Consider the following 18,485-nt stretch of genomic DNA (forward strand, 5'->3'; position numbering starts at 1 on the left):
CTCCATCAAGAGGGAATGGTTCAGGCGTAAAAACGGCGCAGGCCGCCTTTCAGGGCCAGGCCTTCCCCATGCAGGTAGTCGCGTTCCTCCCGCCACTGCGGGCAACGCGCCTCGACCTCGCGCCAGAACCGACGCGAATGGTCGCGGTGGATCAGATGGCAGAGTTCGTGCACCAGCACATATTCGAAAGCCGATGGCCGGCCCAGGACCAGGGCCAGGTCCAGCATCAATGCATCGGTCGCGCTGAGCGAACCCCAAAGCGAAGACAGGGCGCGGAAGCGCAGCGAAGCCGGCGGTCGCGGCAGCCCCGGCGACCAGGCGGGCAGCCAACGACCGACGTCGGCCTCGGCTTCGCGCTGGTAGAACGCACGCATTGCCGCGCGCAGCTGCTTGTCGCTGCTGCGGGCCGTGCGGGTGATGGTCACGGTCGCGTCCGTCCGCTCGACCCGCAGGAAGCGGCCCTCGCGCCAGTCGATCGGCAGCGCCTCCCCGCGCAGCCTCAGCTCGCGATCCTCGCTGCCGAACGGGCGCGTGTCGACCGGCGGCAGGCGCGCCAACTGTTCGGCCAGCCAGTCGCGATTCTCGAACAGAAAGGTTTCGGCCAGGCGCACCGAGGCCGTCCGGGGCAAGGTCAGACGCACGCCCTTCTCGCCCAGCATCAGGCGCAAGCGGCGCGCACGCTTGTCGCGCACCCAGCGCACCGGCACGGAGCTTCCGTCCCTCAGCACGAGGTTGCGCCATTCTTCCAGCGGCAGGGGTTCCTCGAACCGCAGCCAGCTGATCATCCGGTGCGGCCGGCCCGGAACGCGGCGAGGTTCTTCGCCGCCTGCGTGCGCACCTTCTTCCGCAACATCGGCGACCAACCCAGCAGGACGCCCGGCGCCCCGAGGGCCTGGCGCGACCAACGCCAGAAATCGAAACGATCGTGGTGGGCGACGATCAGGCCATCGCGGAACTCGAACGTGCCGTCGATGCGGTTGTGCACCAGCCGACCCGTGGCGCTGAAGCGGTAGTGCGCTTCCCAGTGCGCACGCCCACTGCGGTCGTCGGCTTCGACGCCGGAGAACTCCAGCGACCACGCGTCCCGGCCCTTGCTGCGGGTCGCGGCGCAGAGCATGCCCCACATCGCCGCGACCTCGTCGCGCCCGGCGAGTTCGAAGACCTCGTCGCGGAAGCGCGCGTCCGGCGCGTAACAGGCCGCCATCGTCGCATCGTCCAGCGCGGCGAAGGCCGTGTAGAAACGCGTCAGCAGCGCGGCGTTGGGATGCATGCGCCGATTCTAGCGCTACCGCCTGGATTTGCGAGGCCTTTCGCTCAGGCCTCGGGCTGGCTCAACTGCAACGCCTTCTCCAGCACCGCGAACAGGCGCGAGAGTTCGCCCGACAGCAGGGCGAAGCGGGCATCGAGTTCGGCGTTGAGCGAATCGCGTTCGGTGTTCTCCAGCGAATCGACCGCGCCGTCGAGGAACTTGAGCTTGCGCACCACCAGGTCTTCGCCCAGCACGAAGCTCAGATGGTCGTCGAGCGTCAACGCCAGCCGCGTGACCTGCTTGCCGGCTTCTAGGTGCTGGCGGATCTCGTCGCCCTGGAGCTCCTGGCGCTGGCAGCGCACGATAGCGCCGCCATCGATCGGATCCTTCATCTCGCATTCGTCGCCGAGCGCCAAGCCCTCCGGCAAGGGCTCGCCGGCGATCCAGCCGGTAAGCACGTTGCGCGGCGAAACTTCGGCGTTCAGCGGCACGGCCGGGAAGCTGCCCAGCGCATGCCGCAATTCGCTGGCAAAGCTTTCGGCCGACTTGCGCGACGAAGTATCGACGACGAGGAATCCGTGCTTCAGGTTGAGGCTGGCGTTGAGCCGCATCGGCTTGACGAAGGCCTTCGGCAGCATTTCGTGCACGAGGTCTTCCTTCAGGCGCTTGCGCGCGCGACCGCCGAGCTTGCGCCCCTCCTTGTCCTCAAGCTCGACGATCTTGCGACCGAGCGCATCGTTGATCACCGATGCCGGCAAGATACGATCCTCGCCGCCGAGCGTGAGCCAGATCGCCTGGCCGATGCGATGCGACATGGCTTCCTCGTCGCGGCCGAAGGGCGAGACGAAACCGCGCGAAGACGGCTCAAGCGGGCCGACCGGCTTCAGGCGCGCCTCGGCGAGGGCGTCGTCGAGATGATCGAAGGCTTTCTTTTTTGGAGCGGGGAAGCGGAAGAACGTCAGGTTTCGAAAGAACATTCGCAGGGCTATGGAAAGAAGTTTCGGAAAGCGACCGCCTGCGGTCGCGCGTATCAGTCTTGCTCGGCAGCGGCCGCCGATTCGCCGGACAGCCAGGCATGGGCATCGGGCAAGGGCGTTTCGCCGAGACGGCCGAGCCCGAGGAAATCGAAGAGCTTGTTGTCGGCCAGTTGTGCAGGCCGCACGTCGGACAGGGCTTTGGCGATATTGTCCAGGCGACCGGGCGCATCCTTCTCCCAAGCGTCCATCATGCGCTTGACGATCTTGCGTTGCAGGTTTTCCTGCGAGCCGCACAGGTTGCAGGGAATGATCGGGAACTCCTTCGCGCGCGCGTAATCGGCGATATCGTCTTCGCGCACGTAGGCCAGCGGTCGGATCACCACGTGCTTGCCGTCGTCGCTGCGCAGCTTCGGCGGCATCGAGGCGATCTTGGCGTGGAAGAACAGGTTCAGGAAAAGCGTGGCTATCAGGTCATCGCGGTGGTGGCCGAGCGCGATCTTGGTGAAACCCTCGGCCTCGGCATGGTTGTACAGGGCGCCGCGGCGCAAGCGCGAGCACAGCGAGCACAGGGTCTTGCCTTCCGGCACGACCCGCTTGACCACCGAATAGGTGTCCTGCTCAAGGATGGTATGCGGCACACCGAGCGAGCGCAGGTAATCTGGCAGCACGTGCCCGGGGAAATCCGGCTGCTTCTGGTCCAGGTTCACCGCCACCAGTTCGAAGCGCACCGGCGCCTTCTTCTGCAGCTGCAACAACACGTCGAGCATCGTGTAGCTGTCCTTGCCGCCGGACAGGCAAACCATGATCTTGTCGCCGTCTTCGATCATGCCGAAATCGGCGATCGCCTGCCCGACCTGGCGGCGCAAGCGCTTGGCCAGCTTCTGTCGGTCGACCGAGGGCTTGCGCGCCGACGGCTTCGGCGACGGATCGGCGAGCGGACGTTCGATCACGGGCAGCGGGAGATTCATTCCGCCATTTTACCTGCTGGCGGCGTCGCGCAGGACGTGTAAGCTGGTCGCTGGCCGCCGGAGAAACGCATGACGCAGCCGCCCGACCCCGCCCGCATCGCCGCCCAGCTCATCGAGCTGCGCACGGAGCACCGCGATCTCGACGACGCGATCGAGCGGTTGGCGGAAAGCATCCAGGCCGACGAGCTGGCAGTGAAGCGGCTGAAGAAGCGCAAGCTGCGCATCAAGGACATGATCGCCTACCTCGAGAACCAGCTGATCCCGGATCTCGATGCCTGAGCCTGGGTGCGCCGGCCTCAGGGGGCCGGCGGCGGCGAGGCGGTCGCTTTGCCCACCGCTTCCGGCGAAATCTTGGTGATGGTGTGGCGCAGTTCGCGACTGAGCACGAGCTTGGCGTCTTTTTCCCAAACCGTCAGGCGCTCGTCGAAATCGAGCTTGCCGTCAGGACAGATCCAGACGAGCTTCAGTTCGCGCAACTTGCCGATGAAACCGCGGAAAAGGGACTTGTCGAAGAACTCCGGCGCCGCCGGCGCATACAGCAGGCTCAGGCGCTGCGCGGCGAGCTGGCACAGGGTTTCGAGTTCGCCGGCGCTGATCGTGCGCGGGCCGTTCTTGACTAGGGTCGTGATGGCGATGAAGTAGCGCTCGAAGGCCTGTTGCAGGCTGTGCGCGATCGCGCGCAGCCGGAACACTTCATCGGTCTGGCCCGGGCCGCGCGCGAGGATGCCGCCCTCCTCGTCGTTGGCCATCGCCAGCAGTCCTTCGGCGATGAACAGCTCGACCGTCGCATCCAGGCGTTCGGCGAACGCGTCCGCGGTCCATGGCAGGAAGAGTTCTTCCTGGATGAAGGGATAGATGTTGCGACCCAGGCGCAGCAAGCCGCCGCGCGACAGGCGCCGGTTGTTCTGGAAGCACAGCGCCACCCAGGCCGCGGCGGCGAACAGGTGCAGCACGTTGTTGCGCGAATAGCTCTGCAACACGGCGGTTTCGCCTTCGACGCTGAGCACGTCGCCGAGCGGATGCTTGCGCCGGGTCAGCTCGCCGATGCGTTCGCCGTAGGCGATGATCTCCGAGGGCTCCAGCGGCGTCACGGTAACGCGATCCGAATAGGGCAAAGCGGCAAGCAGTTTCTTCGACAGCGCCAACTGCGCCAGCAAGTCGGCTTCGCCCATCGCGTGCTTGGGCGTGGACAGCAGCGAGATCGCCAGCAGGTTGATCGGATTGACGTCGGCGGCGCGATTGATGTTGATCTGGATGCGTTGCGCCAGGTCGTCGACGGCATCGCCCACCCAGGTCGGTTTGTCGTCGGGATCCTTCAGGCGCTCGCGCCAGTCCGGCGCATGCGCCGCCAGCACGTCGTCGAGCGCGATCGGCTCGCCGAAGTTCACCGTGACCCGGCCGTAGTGCGAGCGCAGTATCTCGAACACGCCGCGGATCAGCGCCCAGATCGTTTCCTTCTGCTTGGGTTGGCCGGTGAGTTCGTCGAGATAGCTCTTGCCCTCGATCAGCTTTTCGTAACCGATGTACACCGGCTGGAATACCACCGGGCGCTTGGGCGCGCGCAGGAAGGCCTTCAGCGTCATCGCGATCATGCCGCCCTTGGGCGCCAGCAGGCGGCCTGTGCGCGAGCGTCCGCCCTCGATGAAGTACTCGATCGAGAATCCTTCGCCCAGCAGCTGCGCCACGTATTCGGAGAACACCGCCGAATACAACGCATTCGCCTTGAAGCTCCGGCGCAGGAAAAACGCGCCGCCGCGACGCAGCACCGATCCGATCACCGGCAGGTTGAGATTCACGCCCGCGGCGATATGCGGCGGCACGACGCCGTTCTGGTAGAGCAAGTAGCTCAGCAGCAGGTAATCCATGTGGCTGCGATGGCAGGGCACATAGATGATCTCGTTGCCGGGCGTCACCTGCTTGAGCTTGTCCAGGTGATGGATGCTGACGCCGTCGTAGATACGGTTCCAGAAGCCGGTGAGCGCGAACGACAGCGAGCGCACGACGGGGTTGGAATAGTCCGCGGCGATTTCCCAGGCGAAACCGTGCGCTTTTTTCCAGGCTTCCAGGTACTCGCTCTTGTCGCGCCGCGCCTGTTCGGTGATGGCCTTGCGCACCGGCTCGGCATCGAGCACGCGATCCACCAGCAGGCGCCGCGTCGACAGGTCGGGGCCGATGACGGCGGCGCGGATCTTGCGGAAATGCGCGCGCAACAGGCGCGAGACCTTGCGCACGGTGCGTTCGTGCGACAGGTCCTCGCCGAGGATGTCGCGCACGCGCACGCTCGGCGAGAACTGCACGCTGGTGTCGCGGCCGTTGAGCAGGATCGCCAGCAGGCGACGGAAGCGGCCGACGATCACCCAGTTTTCCGAGAACAGCACCGAGAACCAGCCCGATTGCCGGCTCGGCGCGCGGCCGACGAAGATCGAGACGGGCACCAGCTGCACATCCTGATCCGGGTACAGACGATGCGCCATGAGCAATCGCGACAGGCCGTCGGAATGCGTGCGGTTGCGTGGTCGGCTCAGACTGCCGCCACGCCGCGACAGCGCCACGTAGGCGCGTTTGCGTCCGAGAGGATCGCCCGGCAGCGGCGCCAGCGGCGAGGGCAGGCCGGCTTCGCGGCAGGCGCGATCGAGAATCAGCGTGTTCGAGAATCCGTAGTCTTCGAGCACGTAACACACCGGCCGGTCGAGGGTGAACGGCGGCACCGTCGGTTCGCGCTTGATCTCTATCCAGGGCGCAAGGAAACGACCGATCAGTTTCGCCCACCAGGGGCGCGAACGCGTGGCGGGGTGCGCAGCGGGCGCGGTCGGCGGCGGCAGGGGCAGCGGCGGTTGTTCGGTCATGCCGGCGTCAGGCGCCCTTCGCGCTCAAGGGCAGGGCCAGCTCGCGCTCGGCCTCGCGCACGGCGTCGGCGCGGTACCAACGGCCGTCGCGACGGATCAGCTCGATCTCGAACTCGACCTTGCGGCCCAGCAAGGGATAGGTGACGACCATCGTCGCGATATCGCCATCGACGGCCTTCACGCGCGTCTGCACGCCGGCCAGGGCCGCATCGGCATCGACGCCATAGAGGCGACCGATGCGCTTGAGCCCGGCCAATGCGATGCCGCCTTTTTCCAGCGCCGGAATCATCTCCAGGCGTCGCGAATCCTCCAACGTCGGCAGCTCGATCTCGCGCGCGGTTTCCACGACCACGGCGATGGCCTGCCGGGCGTGCGCCCGGTCGGTGATCATCTGTGGCTTGAGCCAGGCGAGAAAGACTTCGCCCAGTGCCTTGGCGTGCGCCTTCTCGCCCTGGCTCAGCTTCGAATTGGTCTGGATCAGCCCGTTGACGAAGATGCCGGCGGTCGCCTGCATCAAGGGCCATTGGGTGCCGACCTCGGATTCGAACTTCTTGAGCTTCGGGTCGAGCGACTTGTACAACTTCGCTTCCGCGTCCGGCGCGGTGAGCCGTGCCATCCAGCGCGCATAGTCCTTGCGCTGCTCTTCGGTCGGCGCTGGCGCGACCTTCAGGCGGTCGGACCAGCGCCGCTCCATTTTCGCGTGCAGCTCGGGCGGCAGGCTCAGGCGCGAATAGCGCACGAGGTCGTTGTCGCGAATCGCGTCGGCCAGGCCCTTGACCGCCGCGACCGGATCGCCCGGCGCGACGACGTCGCGACGACAGGCGTTCAGGCCGAGCAGGCTCAGGCACAGCAGGATGAGGGCGACGCGGGAGAGAAACCGGGGCATCGTCGGTTGGACAGCGAGTGGGAGGGGAAATTTATCAGATCGGCCAGGCCAGGCCGCCGCAACGCGGCGAGCCAGCGTCGGCCGAATGGGCCAAGCCGTTGATCGGGCGAAAAAAAGGGAGGCCGGGGCCTCCCATCAAATCCGGTATTCCGGAGGACTGAACGTGTTGTGGATTCGTCGGATCAGGGATCTCGAACTCGCGAACAGCGCCAGCTTACTCCGGGCCTTGAGTTAGTTCAATACTTTAATCAATCATTATAAATAATTGATTTTAATCAGTAATGCAGCGCTTCCTGCTTCTGGCGTCGGCGCTCGATCTCCGGCTGGGACCACTCATTATTGAAAAGCGCCGGCTCCCAACTGCCATAGCTCGGGTTCGGCAAGACGAACCAGCGCTCGCCGACCCAGCCCAGGTAGGGGCGGATGGCTTGTTCGCGACCGTCCAGGGTGTTGGCCAGCACGCTGACCATGTCGCCGAGCTGGTCGCCGAACTGCAGCAACACCCGGTGCGTGCGCCCGACCAGGCGGCGGCGACAGCCTTTCTCGGAGCCGCTGTCCTCGCAGCCTTCCACGACCGTGCCCAAACCCAGGAACTGGCTCTCGTCCTTGATCGGGAACCCGGCCTTGCGCAGGTTCGACAAGGTCGCCGGGCTCAGATCCTGCACGCGGTTGGAGACGTAGAAGATGGTGACGCCGCGCGAGGCGGCCGCGCGCGCGAACTCGAGGGCGCCCGGCACCGGCTTGGCCGCCTCTTCCTTCACCCATTCGCTCCAGGTGAATTCGTTGTAGGGCTTGCCGTCGCGAATCAGGCGCGCCTGGTACGGCGAGTTGTCGAGCACCGTCTCGTCCACGTCCACGATCACCGCAGGCGGCAGGTTCTTGATCGGCGTATCGCGTTCTTCCGGTACCAGCGCGTCCCAGGTCGGCGTCTTCAGCGCGCGATCGAGCTGGCCCAGCGCCAGTCGGTAAGTCTGACCAGCGATCAATCGGTATTCGACGGACGTCTGAATCCAGGCGACGGCGTTGAGATTGTCTTGCGCCGCCGGACCCGCGGGCGCTTCGGGCTGATCGTCGACCGGCGGCGGCGGCGGTCGCGTCTGCGTCGGCACGCAGGCGGCGAGTGAAAGGGCGAGCAGGGAAAGCGGGAGCAGTCGGAGTGCGTTCATGGCATCGGTCGGTGGATGAGTGGCGGCATTGTCGCAGACCCACGGGCATCGGCGGGCGTCGACCGGCTCACGAATCGAACAGGGCCGCGATCGCGTCCATGTGGGCACGCCCGCGTTGTTTCTTCTCGGCCGAATCGCGTTCGGGATCGGCGCCATCCCGCAACAGATCGCCGGCCGGCAATTCGTCGAAGAAGCGGCTGGGCAACAGGTGCTGGCTTTCGCCCCAGCGTTTGGCCTCGGCCGAATGCGAGAGGTACAGGCGCTGGCGCGCCCGCGTGATGCCAACGTACATCAGCCGTCGCTCTTCCTCCAGCCGTCCTTCTTCCAGGCTGGCTTCGTGCGGCAGATTGCCATCCTCGCAACCGACGATGAAGACCGCGTCGAATTCCAGACCCTTGGCCGCATGCAGGCTCATCAAGCGCACCTGATTGCCCGGTTCGCCGCGGTCGGCATTGGACAGCAGGGCCAGTTGCGCCGCCAGTTCGCCAGGGCCGCCGCCTCTTGCCTGCTCGAACCATTGCGCGAGTTCGTCGAGATTCTCCTTGCGCCGCAGATAAGAAGCCTCGTCCTTGCATTGCGCCCGGATCATCGCCAGCAATCCGGTTTGCTGCAGCAGTTCGCGCGTCAGCTCGGCCGGCGTCAGGCGTTCGCTGGCAGCGCGCAACCTATGCACGATCGCGCTGAACTCGTTCAAGCCGTTGGCCGCGCGCGGCGTCAGCTGCTTGAGCAAGGAGATACTGTCGGCCGCCTTCGACAGGGGAAGCTGCGCCTGCTGCGCCAGGCCGGCGAGTTTTTCCAGCGTCGTCGCTCCGACGTCGCGCTTGGGCGCGGCGATCGCGCGCAGGAAGGCCGCGTCGTCGTCGGGATTGGCCAGTACGCGCAACCACGCCAATGCGTCCTTCACTTCGCCGCGATCGAGGAAGGCGGTACCGCCGGTCAGGTGATACGGGATGCGCAGGAGCTGCAGTGCCTTTTCCAGCGCACGCGACTGGTGATTGCCACGGAACAGGATGGCGAATTCGCCCCAGGGGATTTCCTTGGCCTGTTTCAGGTAATGGATCTCCGCCGCGACGCGTTCGGCCTCGTGCTCGTTGTTGCGGCATTCCCAGACGCGCACCGGCTCGCCGTCGCCATGCTGGCTCCAGAGCTCCTTAAGGTGCGCATGCGGGTTCTTCGCGATCAGCGTGTTGGCGCAGCGCAGGATGCGGCCAGAACAGCGGTAGTTCTGCTCGAGCTTGATCACTTTCAAGCTGGGATAATCCTGCGCCAACTGGTCCAGGTTCTCCGGCTGCGCGCCGCGCCAGGCGTAGATGCTCTGATCGTCGTCGCCGACGCAGGTCATCGCGCCGCGTGGGCCGGCGAGTTGTTTTAGCAATCGATACTGCGCGCCATTGGTGTCCTGGCATTCGTCCACCAACAGGTAGCGGATGCGCTCCCGCCAACCGGCGGCGAGATCGGCATCGGCTTCGAGCAGCTGCAGCGGCAACCGGATCAGGTCGTCGAAATCGACAGCGTTGAACGCCTGCAGCCGCGCCTGATAACGCGAGTACAAGGCTGCGCCTTCGCGTTCCCGGGCCGAACGCGCGGCCTCGGCCGCCTGTTCCGGGGTCAGGCCGTTGTTCTTAGCGGTCGAGACCAGGTTCTGCAGCGCGTACAGCGCATCGTTCTTCAGCCCCGCCGGCGACAGATCCTTGACGATGGCGAGCTGGTCGTCGCCGTCGAAGATGGAGAATCCGCGGCGCAAACCGGCGCGCGCGTGCTCGATCTGCAGGAAGCGCAGTCCAAGCGAATGGAAGGTGCTGATGGTCAGCCCCTCGGCCTTGTCGCCTTTCACGCGCTTGGCCACGCGCTCGCGCATCTCGCGCGCCGCCTTGTTGGTGAACGTGATGGCGGCGATGTGTTTCGCCTCGTGCCGTCCACGCGCGATCAGGTGGGCGATCTTCTCGGTGATCACCCTCGTCTTGCCGCTGCCGGCGCCGGCGAGCACGAGCAAGGGGCCGTCGCAATATTCGACGGCGGCTTTCTGCGGGGGATTCATTGCGGACATGCGGCGCATAGTCTAGCCGCTGCGCCGCCTTTTTTCGCTCAGCGTTTCCGTTTCGTGGGGGCTTGTTTTTTTGCCGCGGCCCTGCGTGGCGGGGCTGCGGTTTCCGCGCCGTCCTTCTCGTCTTTGGCCAGCGACTGCAGGTTGTCGCGACAACGGCGGATCAGGCGCAGGAATTCGTTGCGATCGGCGCGCGTCATGCCGGCCTGCATGTCTTCGATCAACTGGTCGCCCAGCGATTCGCAGCGGCGGTTTTCCGCCTGGCCTTTCGCGGTCAGGAAGGTTCGCAGGATGCGGCCGTGCTCGGGATCGGGTTCCCGGCGGATCAGGCCGTCGCGTTCGAGCCCGGCCAGAATCTGGTTCATCGTCTGCGGCGTGACCATGGCCCAACGCGCCAATTGCGCACCCGACAGGCCGGGCGTCTCTTCCAGGAAGGCCAGGGCCGCCGCCGCCGGATAGCTGGTTTCCACGCCCTGGGCGCGCAGGCGCGCGCTCATGACGATTCGGCATAAGTTGTCGAGCTGCTTGAGCGCGAGGTTCAACGGATCGGATTTGTCGGCGGCTGGCATGCGCTGGCTCGGGACGTCTGGCACATATTGTCAGGAGGCTGATATCATATCATGCCCCTGATATCTGTATCGAGCCCCCACCATGGCTTTACCCCTTCATCGCGCCGCCGTCGCGCTCGCGTTTGCATTCGCCCTTTCCGCCTGCGGATCGAAACCCGAGGCGGAAAACAACGCCGCCGCGCCCGCCGCCAGCCTCGCGGTCAGCCTGACGCGCGCGCAGACGACGACGATCGAACGCAGCCTGCTCGCCTCCGGCCCGGTGTCCGCCTGGGAGGAAATGCAGCTCGGCGTCGAGATCAGCGGCGTGCGCGTCACCGCCTTGAACGTCGACGTCGGTCAGCAAGTGCGGAAAGGGCAGGTCCTGCTCGAACTCGACCATCGCACGCTCGACAGCGAACTGCGCCAGGCGCAGGCCGCCGCGAACGAAGCCGATGCCGGCGTCGTGCTGGCGAAAACCAATCTCGCCCGCGGCCAGATGCTGGCGAAGGAGAAACTTATCAGCGCCAGCGCCTTCGACGAACTGCGCGCGGCGATGGTGCAAGCCGAAGCCCGACAGGCGACGGCGCGCGCGCAACGCGACGGCGTGCAGCTGCGCCGCGATTTCGCTTCCTTGCGCGCACCAGACGATGGCGTGATCGCCAAGCGCATGGTGCAGCCCGGTCAGGTCGTGATGGCCGGCGCGGAACTGCTGCGCCTGATCCGGCAGGGTCGGCTGGAATGGCGTGCGGAGCTGTCGGAAGCCGAACTCGCCCGGGTTCGCCCCGGCGCGATCGTCCGCATCCTCGCGACCGATGGCGCAATGATCGAAGGCCGCGTGCGCGCGGTGACCCCGGGACTGGACGCGCAGACGCGCACCGGCACCGTATACGCCGACCTGCCCGATCCCGGCGCATTGAAGGTCGGCGCTTTCGTGCAAGGCCGCATCCTCACCGGCGACAGCAGCGGCGTCACCGTGCCGACGGCCGCCGTCGTCCAGCGCGATGGCTATCCCTACGTCTTCACCGTCGATGCGAAGAACATCGCGCACCGCCTGCGCGTGCGCGCCGGTGCCACGCAGGACGGTCGTACCGAGATATTGGAAGGCATCAAGGCCGGCGATCGCGTGGTCGAACGCGGCGCCGGTTTCCTTGGCGACGGCGACGTCGTGCGCATCGTCGGCGACACGGCAGGTCCGGAACGATGAATTTCTCCGCCTGGGCCATCAACCGGCCGCTGCCGGCGCTGATGCTGTTCTTCGTGCTGTGCGTCGCCGGTCTCTGGGGCTTCCACCAGCTGCCGGTGTCGCGCTTCCCCGACATTTCCTTCCCGATGGTCACCGTGACGGTGCCACTGCCCGGCGCATCGCCGAGCCAGCTGGAAACCGAAGTCACGCGCCGCGTCGAAGACGCGGTGGCGACGATCCCCGGCATCAAACGCACGATGTCCAGCGTCACCGAAGGCGCGAGCACGACGACCATCGAATTCCTGCTCGATACGGACCTGGCCACCGCGCTGGACGATACGCGCGACGCAATCACCCGCATCCGCGCCGATCTGCCGCAGGACATCCAGGAGCCGATCGTCGCCAAGGTGAACATCGGCGGTTCGCTGATGACCTATGCGGTCGCGGCGAAGGACATACAGCCCGACGAACTGAGCTGGTTCGTCGATCGCGAAGTCAGCAAGGCGCTGTACGGCGTTCCCGGCGTCGCCCAGGTCACGCGCTCCGGCGGCATCGAACGCCAGGTGCGCGTCGACCTCGACCCGCGGGCGCTGCAGGCCTGGGGCATCACCGCCGGACAAGTCTCGCAGCAATTGGCGCGCAGCCAGGTCGAGCGGCCCAGCGGCAAGGCCGAGCTGCATGGCGAGCAGCAGGTGATTCGTACCGTCGGCACGATCGCCGATGCCGATGCCCTGCGCGATTTCAGCATCACGCTCGGCGACGGGCGCTCGGTGCGCTTGTCGTCGCTGGCGACCGTCAGCGACGGCGCGGCCGATCCGAGCCAGGTCGCCCTGCTCGACGGAAAGCCCGTCGTCGCCTTCTCGTTGTCGCGCACGCGCGGTTCGAGCGAAGTCGAGGTCGCGGAGAAAGTGCGCGCGGTGCTGGCGCAACTGGAGACCGCCCATCCCGGCGTGAAGTTCCAGCTGGTGAGTTCGGTCGTGGAAGAAGCGGAACGGTCCTACGATTCGTCGATGACCATGCTGTGGGAAGGCGCCGCCCTGGCGCTGCTGGTCGTCTGGTTGTTCCTGCGCGACTGGCGTGCGACCTGGGTCTCGGCCGTCGCGCTGCCGCTGTCGATCATCCCGACCTTCGCGGTGATGCACTTGTTCGGCTTCAGCCTGAACCTCATCACCCTGCTCGCGCTGTCGGTCGTGGTCGGCATCCTGGTGGACGATGCCATCGTCGAGATCGAGAACATCGTGCGACACCTGCGCATGGGCAAGTCGCCGATCGACGCCGCTCGCGATGCCGCCGACGAGATCGGCACTGCGGTGATCGCGACCTCGCTGACGCTGGCCGCGGTGTTCGTCCCGGTCGCCTTCATGCCGGGCATCGCCGGCAAGTTCTTCCGCGAGTTCGGCTGGACGGCAGCGACCGCGGTGGTGTTCTCGCTGGTCGTCGCGCGCCTGCTAACGCCGATGATGGCGGCCTACCAATTGAAGGCGCATCCAGAGAAGAGCGGCGAGTCGCGCATGATGACCTGGTATCTCGGTTGGGTGGACGCGGCGTTGCGTCATCGCTGGTGGACGCTGATCATCGCCACCGTGATGTTCTTCGCCTCGCTGGCCATCGTGCCCTTCATTCCAGCGACTTTCATTCCCTTCACCGATCTTGGCCATAGCAACCTGAGCATCGAGTTGCCTCCGGGCACACCCTTGCGGGACACCGTCGCCGCGTCCGAGCAGGCCCGCGCGAAGCTGAAGGCAATCCCCGAACTCAAGCAGGTCTACACCACCGTCGGCAGCGTGCTCGACATCGGCGATCCGACCAAGACCGGTGTCGGCGAGGTGCGCAAGTCCACGCTCGTGCTCGATTGGGGCAAACCCGAAACGCGCGAACGCGACCAGAAGGCGCTCGAACGCGAAGCGCGCGCGAAGCTCGCCGATCTGCCCGGCGCACGCGTTAGCTTCATCAGCACCGAACCCGGCGAACTGATGCAGCTCGTGCTCGCCGGCGACGACGCGCGCACCCTGCTCGAAGCCGGCCAGGCGCTGGAGCGCGATCTGCGCACGCTGAAAGGTTTGGGCAGCATCACCTCTTCCGCCTCGTTGCTGCGACCCGAACTCGTGATCGTGCCGAACGATGCACGCGCGGCCGAACTCGGCGTGGCCAGCGCCGACATCGCCGAAGCCGCGCGCATCGCCACCGCGGGCGACTACGCGCAGCGTTTGGCCAAGCTCAACCTGCCCGAGCGCCAGGTGCCGATCCGCGTCGGTTTCGACGAAGGCACGCTGGCCGATCCCGCACTGATCGGCAGTCTGCGCGTGCCGAGCAAGAACGGCTCGGTGCCGCTGGCGGCCGTCGCCGATATCCGCGCCGACAGCGGGCCGGCGCAGATCTCGCGTTATCAGCGCCAACGCAACATCACCTTCACCGCCGAACTCAACGGGCGGCCGCTCGGCGAAGTGATGACCGAAGTGCAGAAACTGCCGAGCGTGCAGAAACTTCCGGCCGGCGTCAGTTTCCTCAATACGGGCGATGCGGAAGTCTTCGTCGAGCTGTTCGTCGGGTTCCTGTTGGCGATGGCGGCGGGCCTGGCATGCATCTACATGGTGCTGTTGTTGCTGTTCAACCACGCCCTGCAGCCGCTAACCATCCTGACGGCCGTGCCGCTCTGCGCCGGCGGCGCGTTCGGTGCCCTGCTGGTGACGCAGAACATGCTGTCGCTACCGGCGTTGATCGGCCTGCTGATGCTGATCGGCATCGCAACGAAGAACTCGATCCTGTTGGTGGACTACGCGGTCATCGCCGAACAGGAAGGTCATATGAGCCAGCACGATGCGCTGGTCGATGCCTGCCGTAAGCGCGCGCAACCGGTCATCATGACAACGCTGGCGATGGGCGCCGGCATGCTGCCGATCGCGATGGGTTTCTCCGGCGATTCGAGTTTCCGTGCGCCGATGGCGATCGCCGTCATCGGCGGCCTGATCACGTCGACGTTATTGAGCCTCGTGGTGATTCCGGCGGCCTATACGGTGTTGGACGACCTGGGAGAATGGTTCAAGCGGCGCGGCCTGCGCATGGGCAAGGAGCAAGCGGCCTGAGCCGTCGCCGTTCTGGTCCGCGGCGCGCGAAAGGCGCCGCGGCCCTCGATCAACTCCGCAATCCCACGCCCTTCGTCAACAGACGCAGGCCGAGCCAGCCGAGCGCGACGACGAAGCCGAGCATCACGGCATACGCCATCCACAAGGGCATGTCGATCGCGTCTTCGCCGAGCAGGCCGTAACGGAACGCGTTGACCATGTAGAAGATCGGATTGGCGTGCGTGGCCGTTTCCGCCCAATCCGGCAGCATCTTCACCGAATAGAACACACCGCCGAGGTAGGTCAGCGGCGTCAGGATGAAGGTCGGGATGATGGCGATATCGTCGAATTTTTTCGCATACACGGCGTTGACGAAGCCGGCCAGCGAGAAGATCGTCGCGCCCAACAGCACCGTCGTGAACGTCACCAGCGGATGCGGCAGCTTCACCGTGGTGAAGAACATCGCAATCACCAGCACGATCGCGCCGACCATCAGTCCGCGCAGTACGCCGCCGGCGACGTAGCCGCCGAGGATCACCCAGTTCGGCATCGGCGAGACCAGCAGCTCTTCGACATGCCGACCGAACTTCGCGCCGAAGAACGAAGAACTGATGTTGCCGTAGGCATTCTGGATGACCGCCATCATGACCAGGCCGGGCACGATGAAATCCATGTAGGTGATGTCGCCGATGTTGCCGACCTGGCGGCCGATCAGTTTGCCGAAGATCAGGAAGTACAGCGTCATCGTGATCGCCGGCGGCACCAGGGTCTGGCCCCAGATGCGCAGGATGCGCGCGACTTCGCGCCGGGCGATGGTTTTCAGGGCGACGACGTTCGGATTGCTCATGCCTGCTGCTCCTGCGCCTGGCCGGTGAGGCGCACGAACAATTCCTCGAGGCGATTCGTCTGATTGCGCAGCGAACGCACGCGGATGCCGGCGCCGTCGAGCGCGGCGAACACGCCGTTCATGTCGCGACTGCGCGGCATCTCCAGCACCAGCGTATGGTCGTCGCTGGCTTCGAGTTTCAGGCCGTCGATTTGCGGCAGGGTCGATGGCAACTGGCCGTCGACGTCGAGTACGAAAGCTTCGACGTCGAGTTTGGCCAGCAAGGACTTCATCGGGCCCTGCTCGATGATGCGGCCCTTGTCGATGATGGCGAGGTTGCGGCACAGGCTTTCCGCTTCCTCGAGGTAATGCGTGGTGAGAATGACGGTCGTGCCGGCGGCGTTGACTTCCTTCAGCGTGCGCCACATGCTGCGGCGGATCTCGATGTCGACGCCGGCGGTCGGCTCGTCGAGGATCAACAGCTTCGGCTGCGTCATCATCGCCCGCGCGATCATCAGGCGTCGCTTCATGCCGCCCGACAGCGTGCGGCTCATCACCCGTGCCTTGTCCCACAGCTGTGCCGCTTTCAGTTCGCGCTCGGCGCGCTGTTCGGCTTCGGCGCGCTCGATGCCGTAGAAGCCGGCGTAGTTCACGCAGATGTCGAACGGCTGCTCGAACATGTTGAAGTTGATTTCCTGCGGCACCAGGCCGACCAGGCGCATGGCTTCGCTGCGCCTGGCCTGCAGGTCGACGCCGAACACGTCGATGCGCCCCGCGCTCGGATTGACCAGCGAACTGACCGCGCCGATCAGGGTGGACTTGCCGGCGCCATTGGGGCCGAGCAGGGCGAAGAAGTCGCCGGGCTTGACGGTCAGGGAAACGCCCTTGAGCGCTTCGACGCCGTTGTCGTAGGTCTTGCGCAGATCCTGGATTTCCAGGGCGGGAGTGGTCGACATTCCGTCTTCGTCTCGGCAAGCGAGCGCCGTAGGCGCAACCCCATTAGTATATCGGGCTTGCCGGGCGCGCTTTTCGCCCGTTCGCCGTTTCCCGGATTCCCCGATGCCCGTGCATTTCCCGCTCAAACTGGTCGGCAGCCGCATGCTGGCGCCTTCCGTCCGCCATCTCGAATTCACCCGCGACGACGGCCAGCCGCTGGACTTCATCCCGGGTCAGTTCATCCAGGTGCATTTCGCCGCGCCGGACGGGCAACCGGCGCGACGCAGTTATTCGCTGGCGACGATGCACGACCACGCGCTCGGCCCAGGCGAAGCCGTGGAGATCGCCGTGAGCTACGTGCCGGGCGGCGCCGCGACGAACCTGTTTACCGCGCTCGACCAGGGCCAGCAGATCGAGGCCAGCGGGCCTTATGGCCGCTTCTGCCTGTCGCCGAAGGACGAGAACCGGCGCTATCTGCTCATCGGCACCGGAACGGGCGTCACGCCCTATCGCGCGATGCTGCCGCAGATCGCGCAGCTGTTGCGCGAGCGCGATCTCGAGGTCGTGCTGCTGTTCGGCGCGCGCACCGGCGACGAACTCATCTATGGCGACGACTTCGCCGATTTCGCCGCGGCCAATCCGCGCTTCCGCTTCATGCCGTGCTTTTCGCGCGAGCTTCCGGTCACATCGGGACCGGACGCCCGTCGAGGTTATGTGCAGGACGCCCTGGCGGACCTGGCTCCCGACCCCGAGCGAGACATTGCCTACCTATGCGGCAACCCGAACATGGTGGACACCAATTTCGAACTGCTGAAGGCGGCGGGGCTGCCGATCCCGCACATCCGCCGGGAAAAATACGTCAGCAACAAGTAGGCCGCCTCATCCTGTCAAGGATGCTTGACAGGCCGTTCGGGCCTGGGCTATTTTCGTTGTCAAGCATCCTTGACAGACCAGAATGTCCGCGCAGCCTCTCTCCCCGCCCATGCCGGGTCAGTTCGCCGAGACCGGCGTATGACGGCCTGCCGTCGCAAGGCCCTGTGGCTCTTGCTCGCTGCGCTGGCCTGCCTGGGACTGCCCTCCCTCTCGGCCGCCTTGGGCTGGCCGCTGGCCGACATGACGCGCGGCCTTTGGGTTGGCTTGGGCGTCGGCGGCATCATCGGCGCCCTGCTGGTTTGGTGGCTGCCGGACATGAGCGATTCCGTGCCGCGTGCGTTGTCGCGCCGCTATCTGCGCGAACTGATGCCCGCGATGGGGGTTTACGTCGGCGTGATGCTGGTCTGGCGTCGATTGCTGGGCATGGTGGACGCCGCCTGGCTGCGCGTCGTCGTCGCCCTGCTTCCGGTGCTGCTGGTCGCCTGGGTCATGCGTGCGTTCGTGCGCTACGTGCGCGACTCGGACGAAATGCAGCGCCGCATCGAACTCGAATCGGGCGCGATCGCCGCCCTGCTGCTCAGCGGCGGCTACATGGCGGCGGGTTTCCTGCAAACCGCCGCGATCATCGACGTGTCGGCGAAAGTGGCGATGCTTTGGGTATTCCCTTTGCTGAGCGTGTTGTACGGCGTAGTCAAGGTTTTCATCGCCCGGCGCTACGGATGAACAACCGGCTGCGCGAACTGCGCGAAGCGCGCAACTGGTCGCAGGGCGCACTGGCCGAACAGCTGGTGGTCTCGCGACAGACCGTGAATGCGCTGGAAACTGGCAAGTACGATCCGAGCCTGCCGCTGGCTTTCAAGATCGCGCGATTGTTCGAACTGCCCATCGAAAAGATATTCATCGAAGACACTCCATGAGTCC

General features: G+C 65.7%; 17 protein-coding genes. 6 read left to right on the forward strand and 11 right to left on the reverse strand.

The genetic code is table 11. From position 1 onward, the window contains the following. Positions 1–20 precede the first annotated feature (20 nt). Genes QM707_RS13545 through ttcA form a run of 4 tightly spaced genes read right to left on the reverse strand, consistent with a single transcriptional unit; the run spans position 21 to position 3,194 of the window. Complete coding sequence (locus tag QM707_RS13545) at positions 21–785, reverse strand: M48 family metallopeptidase (protein ID WP_415002402.1); 765 nt, start codon at positions 783–785, stop codon at positions 21–23. Continuing rightward, positions 782–1,270, reverse strand: a complete 489-nt coding sequence (locus QM707_RS13550; protein ID WP_415002403.1) for a nuclear transport factor 2 family protein — start codon at positions 1,268–1,270, stop codon at positions 782–784. Before QM707_RS13550 ends, QM707_RS13545 begins: the two co-directional genes overlap by 4 nt. A 44-nt stretch (positions 1,271–1,314) precedes the next feature. Further along, on the reverse strand, positions 1,315–2,226 hold the full coding sequence (locus QM707_RS13555) for a recombination-associated protein RdgC (RefSeq protein WP_415002404.1): 912 nt from the start codon (positions 2,224–2,226) through the stop codon (positions 1,315–1,317). Between the two features lie 53 nt (positions 2,227–2,279). Beyond that, complete coding sequence (ttcA, locus tag QM707_RS13560) at positions 2,280–3,194, reverse strand: tRNA 2-thiocytidine(32) synthetase TtcA (RefSeq protein ID WP_415002405.1); 915 nt, start codon at positions 3,192–3,194, stop codon at positions 2,280–2,282. A 69-nt stretch (positions 3,195–3,263) separates the two neighbouring features. On the opposite strand from ttcA, the gene QM707_RS13565 reads away from it, so the two are divergent. Further along, on the forward strand, positions 3,264–3,473 hold the full coding sequence (locus QM707_RS13565) for a YdcH family protein (protein ID WP_415002406.1): 210 nt from the start codon (positions 3,264–3,266) through the stop codon (positions 3,471–3,473). Between the two features lie 17 nt (positions 3,474–3,490). Here the strand turns inward: QM707_RS13565 and plsB are convergent, their stop codons facing one another. From plsB to QM707_RS13590, 5 genes are all read right to left on the reverse strand, one after another. After that, positions 3,491–6,040: a glycerol-3-phosphate 1-O-acyltransferase PlsB gene (gene plsB, locus QM707_RS13570; protein WP_415002407.1), complete on the reverse strand. Its 2,550-nt coding sequence runs from the start codon at positions 6,038–6,040 to the stop codon at positions 3,491–3,493. Positions 6,041–6,047: 7 nt separating this feature from the next. Next, positions 6,048–6,926: a hypothetical protein gene (locus QM707_RS13575; RefSeq protein ID WP_415002408.1), complete on the reverse strand. Its 879-nt coding sequence runs from the start codon at positions 6,924–6,926 to the stop codon at positions 6,048–6,050. 275 nt (positions 6,927–7,201) lie between these two features. Beyond that, complete coding sequence (locus QM707_RS13580) at positions 7,202–8,092, reverse strand: 5'-nucleotidase, lipoprotein e(P4) family (protein WP_415002409.1); 891 nt, start codon at positions 8,090–8,092, stop codon at positions 7,202–7,204. 67 nt (positions 8,093–8,159) lie between these two features. Then, on the reverse strand, positions 8,160–10,139 hold the full coding sequence (locus QM707_RS13585; RefSeq protein WP_415002410.1) for a UvrD-helicase domain-containing protein: 1,980 nt from the start codon (positions 10,137–10,139) through the stop codon (positions 8,160–8,162). Between the two features lie 38 nt (positions 10,140–10,177). After that, a complete protein-coding gene (locus QM707_RS13590) occupies positions 10,178–10,705 on the reverse strand; it encodes a MarR family winged helix-turn-helix transcriptional regulator (protein ID WP_415002411.1) in 528 nt (175 codons plus the stop codon). 82 nt (positions 10,706–10,787) lie between these two features. Here QM707_RS13590 and QM707_RS13595 point away from each other — a divergent pair, with 82 nt between their 5' ends. Then, positions 10,788–11,888, forward strand: a complete 1,101-nt coding sequence (locus QM707_RS13595) for an efflux RND transporter periplasmic adaptor subunit (RefSeq protein WP_415002412.1) — start codon at positions 10,788–10,790, stop codon at positions 11,886–11,888. Beyond that, the gene (locus QM707_RS13600; protein WP_415002413.1) at positions 11,885–14,950 is read left to right on the forward strand and encodes an efflux RND transporter permease subunit; all 3,066 of its coding nucleotides are present in this window, start codon (positions 11,885–11,887) and stop codon (positions 14,948–14,950) included. The genes QM707_RS13595 and QM707_RS13600 overlap by 4 nt, the downstream gene beginning before the upstream one ends. Before the next feature lie 49 nt (positions 14,951–14,999). Here the strand turns inward: QM707_RS13600 and QM707_RS13605 are convergent, their stop codons facing one another. After that, the gene (locus QM707_RS13605) at positions 15,000–15,776 is read right to left on the reverse strand and encodes an ABC transporter permease (RefSeq protein ID WP_415002414.1); all 777 of its coding nucleotides are present in this window, start codon (positions 15,774–15,776) and stop codon (positions 15,000–15,002) included. After that, on the reverse strand, positions 15,773–16,711 hold the full coding sequence (locus QM707_RS13610) for an ABC transporter ATP-binding protein (RefSeq protein ID WP_415002415.1): 939 nt from the start codon (positions 16,709–16,711) through the stop codon (positions 15,773–15,775). Before QM707_RS13610 ends, QM707_RS13605 begins: the two co-directional genes overlap by 4 nt. 103 nt (positions 16,712–16,814) lie before the next feature. On the opposite strand from QM707_RS13610, the gene QM707_RS13615 reads away from it, so the two are divergent. The 3 genes from QM707_RS13615 to QM707_RS13625 all read left to right on the forward strand — a co-directional run bounded on the left by QM707_RS13615 (position 16,815) and on the right by QM707_RS13625 (position 18,481). Next, positions 16,815–17,564 (forward strand): ferredoxin--NADP reductase, encoded by a 750-nt coding sequence (locus QM707_RS13615; protein WP_415002416.1) that lies wholly within the window; start codon positions 16,815–16,817, stop codon positions 17,562–17,564. Positions 17,565–17,702: 138 nt separating this feature from the next. Beyond that, complete coding sequence (locus tag QM707_RS13620; RefSeq protein WP_415002417.1) at positions 17,703–18,287, forward strand: hypothetical protein; 585 nt, start codon at positions 17,703–17,705, stop codon at positions 18,285–18,287. Further along, positions 18,284–18,481 carry a helix-turn-helix transcriptional regulator gene (locus tag QM707_RS13625; RefSeq protein WP_415002418.1) on the forward strand — a complete coding sequence of 66 codons (198 nt, stop codon included), beginning with the start codon at positions 18,284–18,286 and terminating at the stop codon, positions 18,479–18,481. Before QM707_RS13620 ends, QM707_RS13625 begins: the two co-directional genes overlap by 4 nt. Positions 18,482–18,485 lie beyond the last annotated feature (4 nt).

The organism is Arenimonas sp. (genome assembly GCF_047602345.1).
GTDB lineage: Bacteria > Pseudomonadota > Gammaproteobacteria > Xanthomonadales > Xanthomonadaceae > Arenimonas.

Excerpts from the sequence above, each read along its gene's own strand:
- QM707_RS13545 (WP_415002402.1), bottom strand. The coding sequence starts at position 785 with ATGATCAGCTGGCTGCGGTTCGAGGAACCCCTGCCGCTGGAAGAATGG.
- QM707_RS13550 (WP_415002403.1), bottom strand. The coding sequence starts at position 1,270 with ATGCATCCCAACGCCGCGCTGCTGACGCGTTTCTACACGGCCTTCGCC.
- QM707_RS13555 (WP_415002404.1), bottom strand. The coding sequence starts at position 2,226 with ATGTTCTTTCGAAACCTGACGTTCTTCCGCTTCCCCGCTCCAAAAAAG.
- ttcA (WP_415002405.1), bottom strand. The coding sequence starts at position 3,194 with ATGAATCTCCCGCTGCCCGTGATCGAACGTCCGCTCGCCGATCCGTCG.
- QM707_RS13565 (WP_415002406.1), top strand. The coding sequence starts at position 3,264 with ATGACGCAGCCGCCCGACCCCGCCCGCATCGCCGCCCAGCTCATCGAG.
- plsB (WP_415002407.1), bottom strand. The coding sequence starts at position 6,040 with ATGACCGAACAACCGCCGCTGCCCCTGCCGCCGCCGACCGCGCCCGCT.
- QM707_RS13575 (WP_415002408.1), bottom strand. The coding sequence starts at position 6,926 with ATGCCCCGGTTTCTCTCCCGCGTCGCCCTCATCCTGCTGTGCCTGAGC.
- QM707_RS13580 (WP_415002409.1), bottom strand. The coding sequence starts at position 8,092 with ATGAACGCACTCCGACTGCTCCCGCTTTCCCTGCTCGCCCTTTCACTC.
- QM707_RS13585 (WP_415002410.1), bottom strand. The coding sequence starts at position 10,139 with ATGTCCGCAATGAATCCCCCGCAGAAAGCCGCCGTCGAATATTGCGAC.
- QM707_RS13590 (WP_415002411.1), bottom strand. The coding sequence starts at position 10,705 with ATGCCAGCCGCCGACAAATCCGATCCGTTGAACCTCGCGCTCAAGCAG.
- QM707_RS13595 (WP_415002412.1), top strand. The coding sequence starts at position 10,788 with ATGGCTTTACCCCTTCATCGCGCCGCCGTCGCGCTCGCGTTTGCATTC.
- QM707_RS13600 (WP_415002413.1), top strand. The coding sequence starts at position 11,885 with ATGAATTTCTCCGCCTGGGCCATCAACCGGCCGCTGCCGGCGCTGATG.
- QM707_RS13605 (WP_415002414.1), bottom strand. The coding sequence starts at position 15,776 with ATGAGCAATCCGAACGTCGTCGCCCTGAAAACCATCGCCCGGCGCGAA.
- QM707_RS13610 (WP_415002415.1), bottom strand. The coding sequence starts at position 16,711 with ATGTCGACCACTCCCGCCCTGGAAATCCAGGATCTGCGCAAGACCTAC.
- QM707_RS13615 (WP_415002416.1), top strand. The coding sequence starts at position 16,815 with ATGCCCGTGCATTTCCCGCTCAAACTGGTCGGCAGCCGCATGCTGGCG.
- QM707_RS13620 (WP_415002417.1), top strand. The coding sequence starts at position 17,703 with ATGACGGCCTGCCGTCGCAAGGCCCTGTGGCTCTTGCTCGCTGCGCTG.
- QM707_RS13625 (WP_415002418.1), top strand. The coding sequence starts at position 18,284 with ATGAACAACCGGCTGCGCGAACTGCGCGAAGCGCGCAACTGGTCGCAG.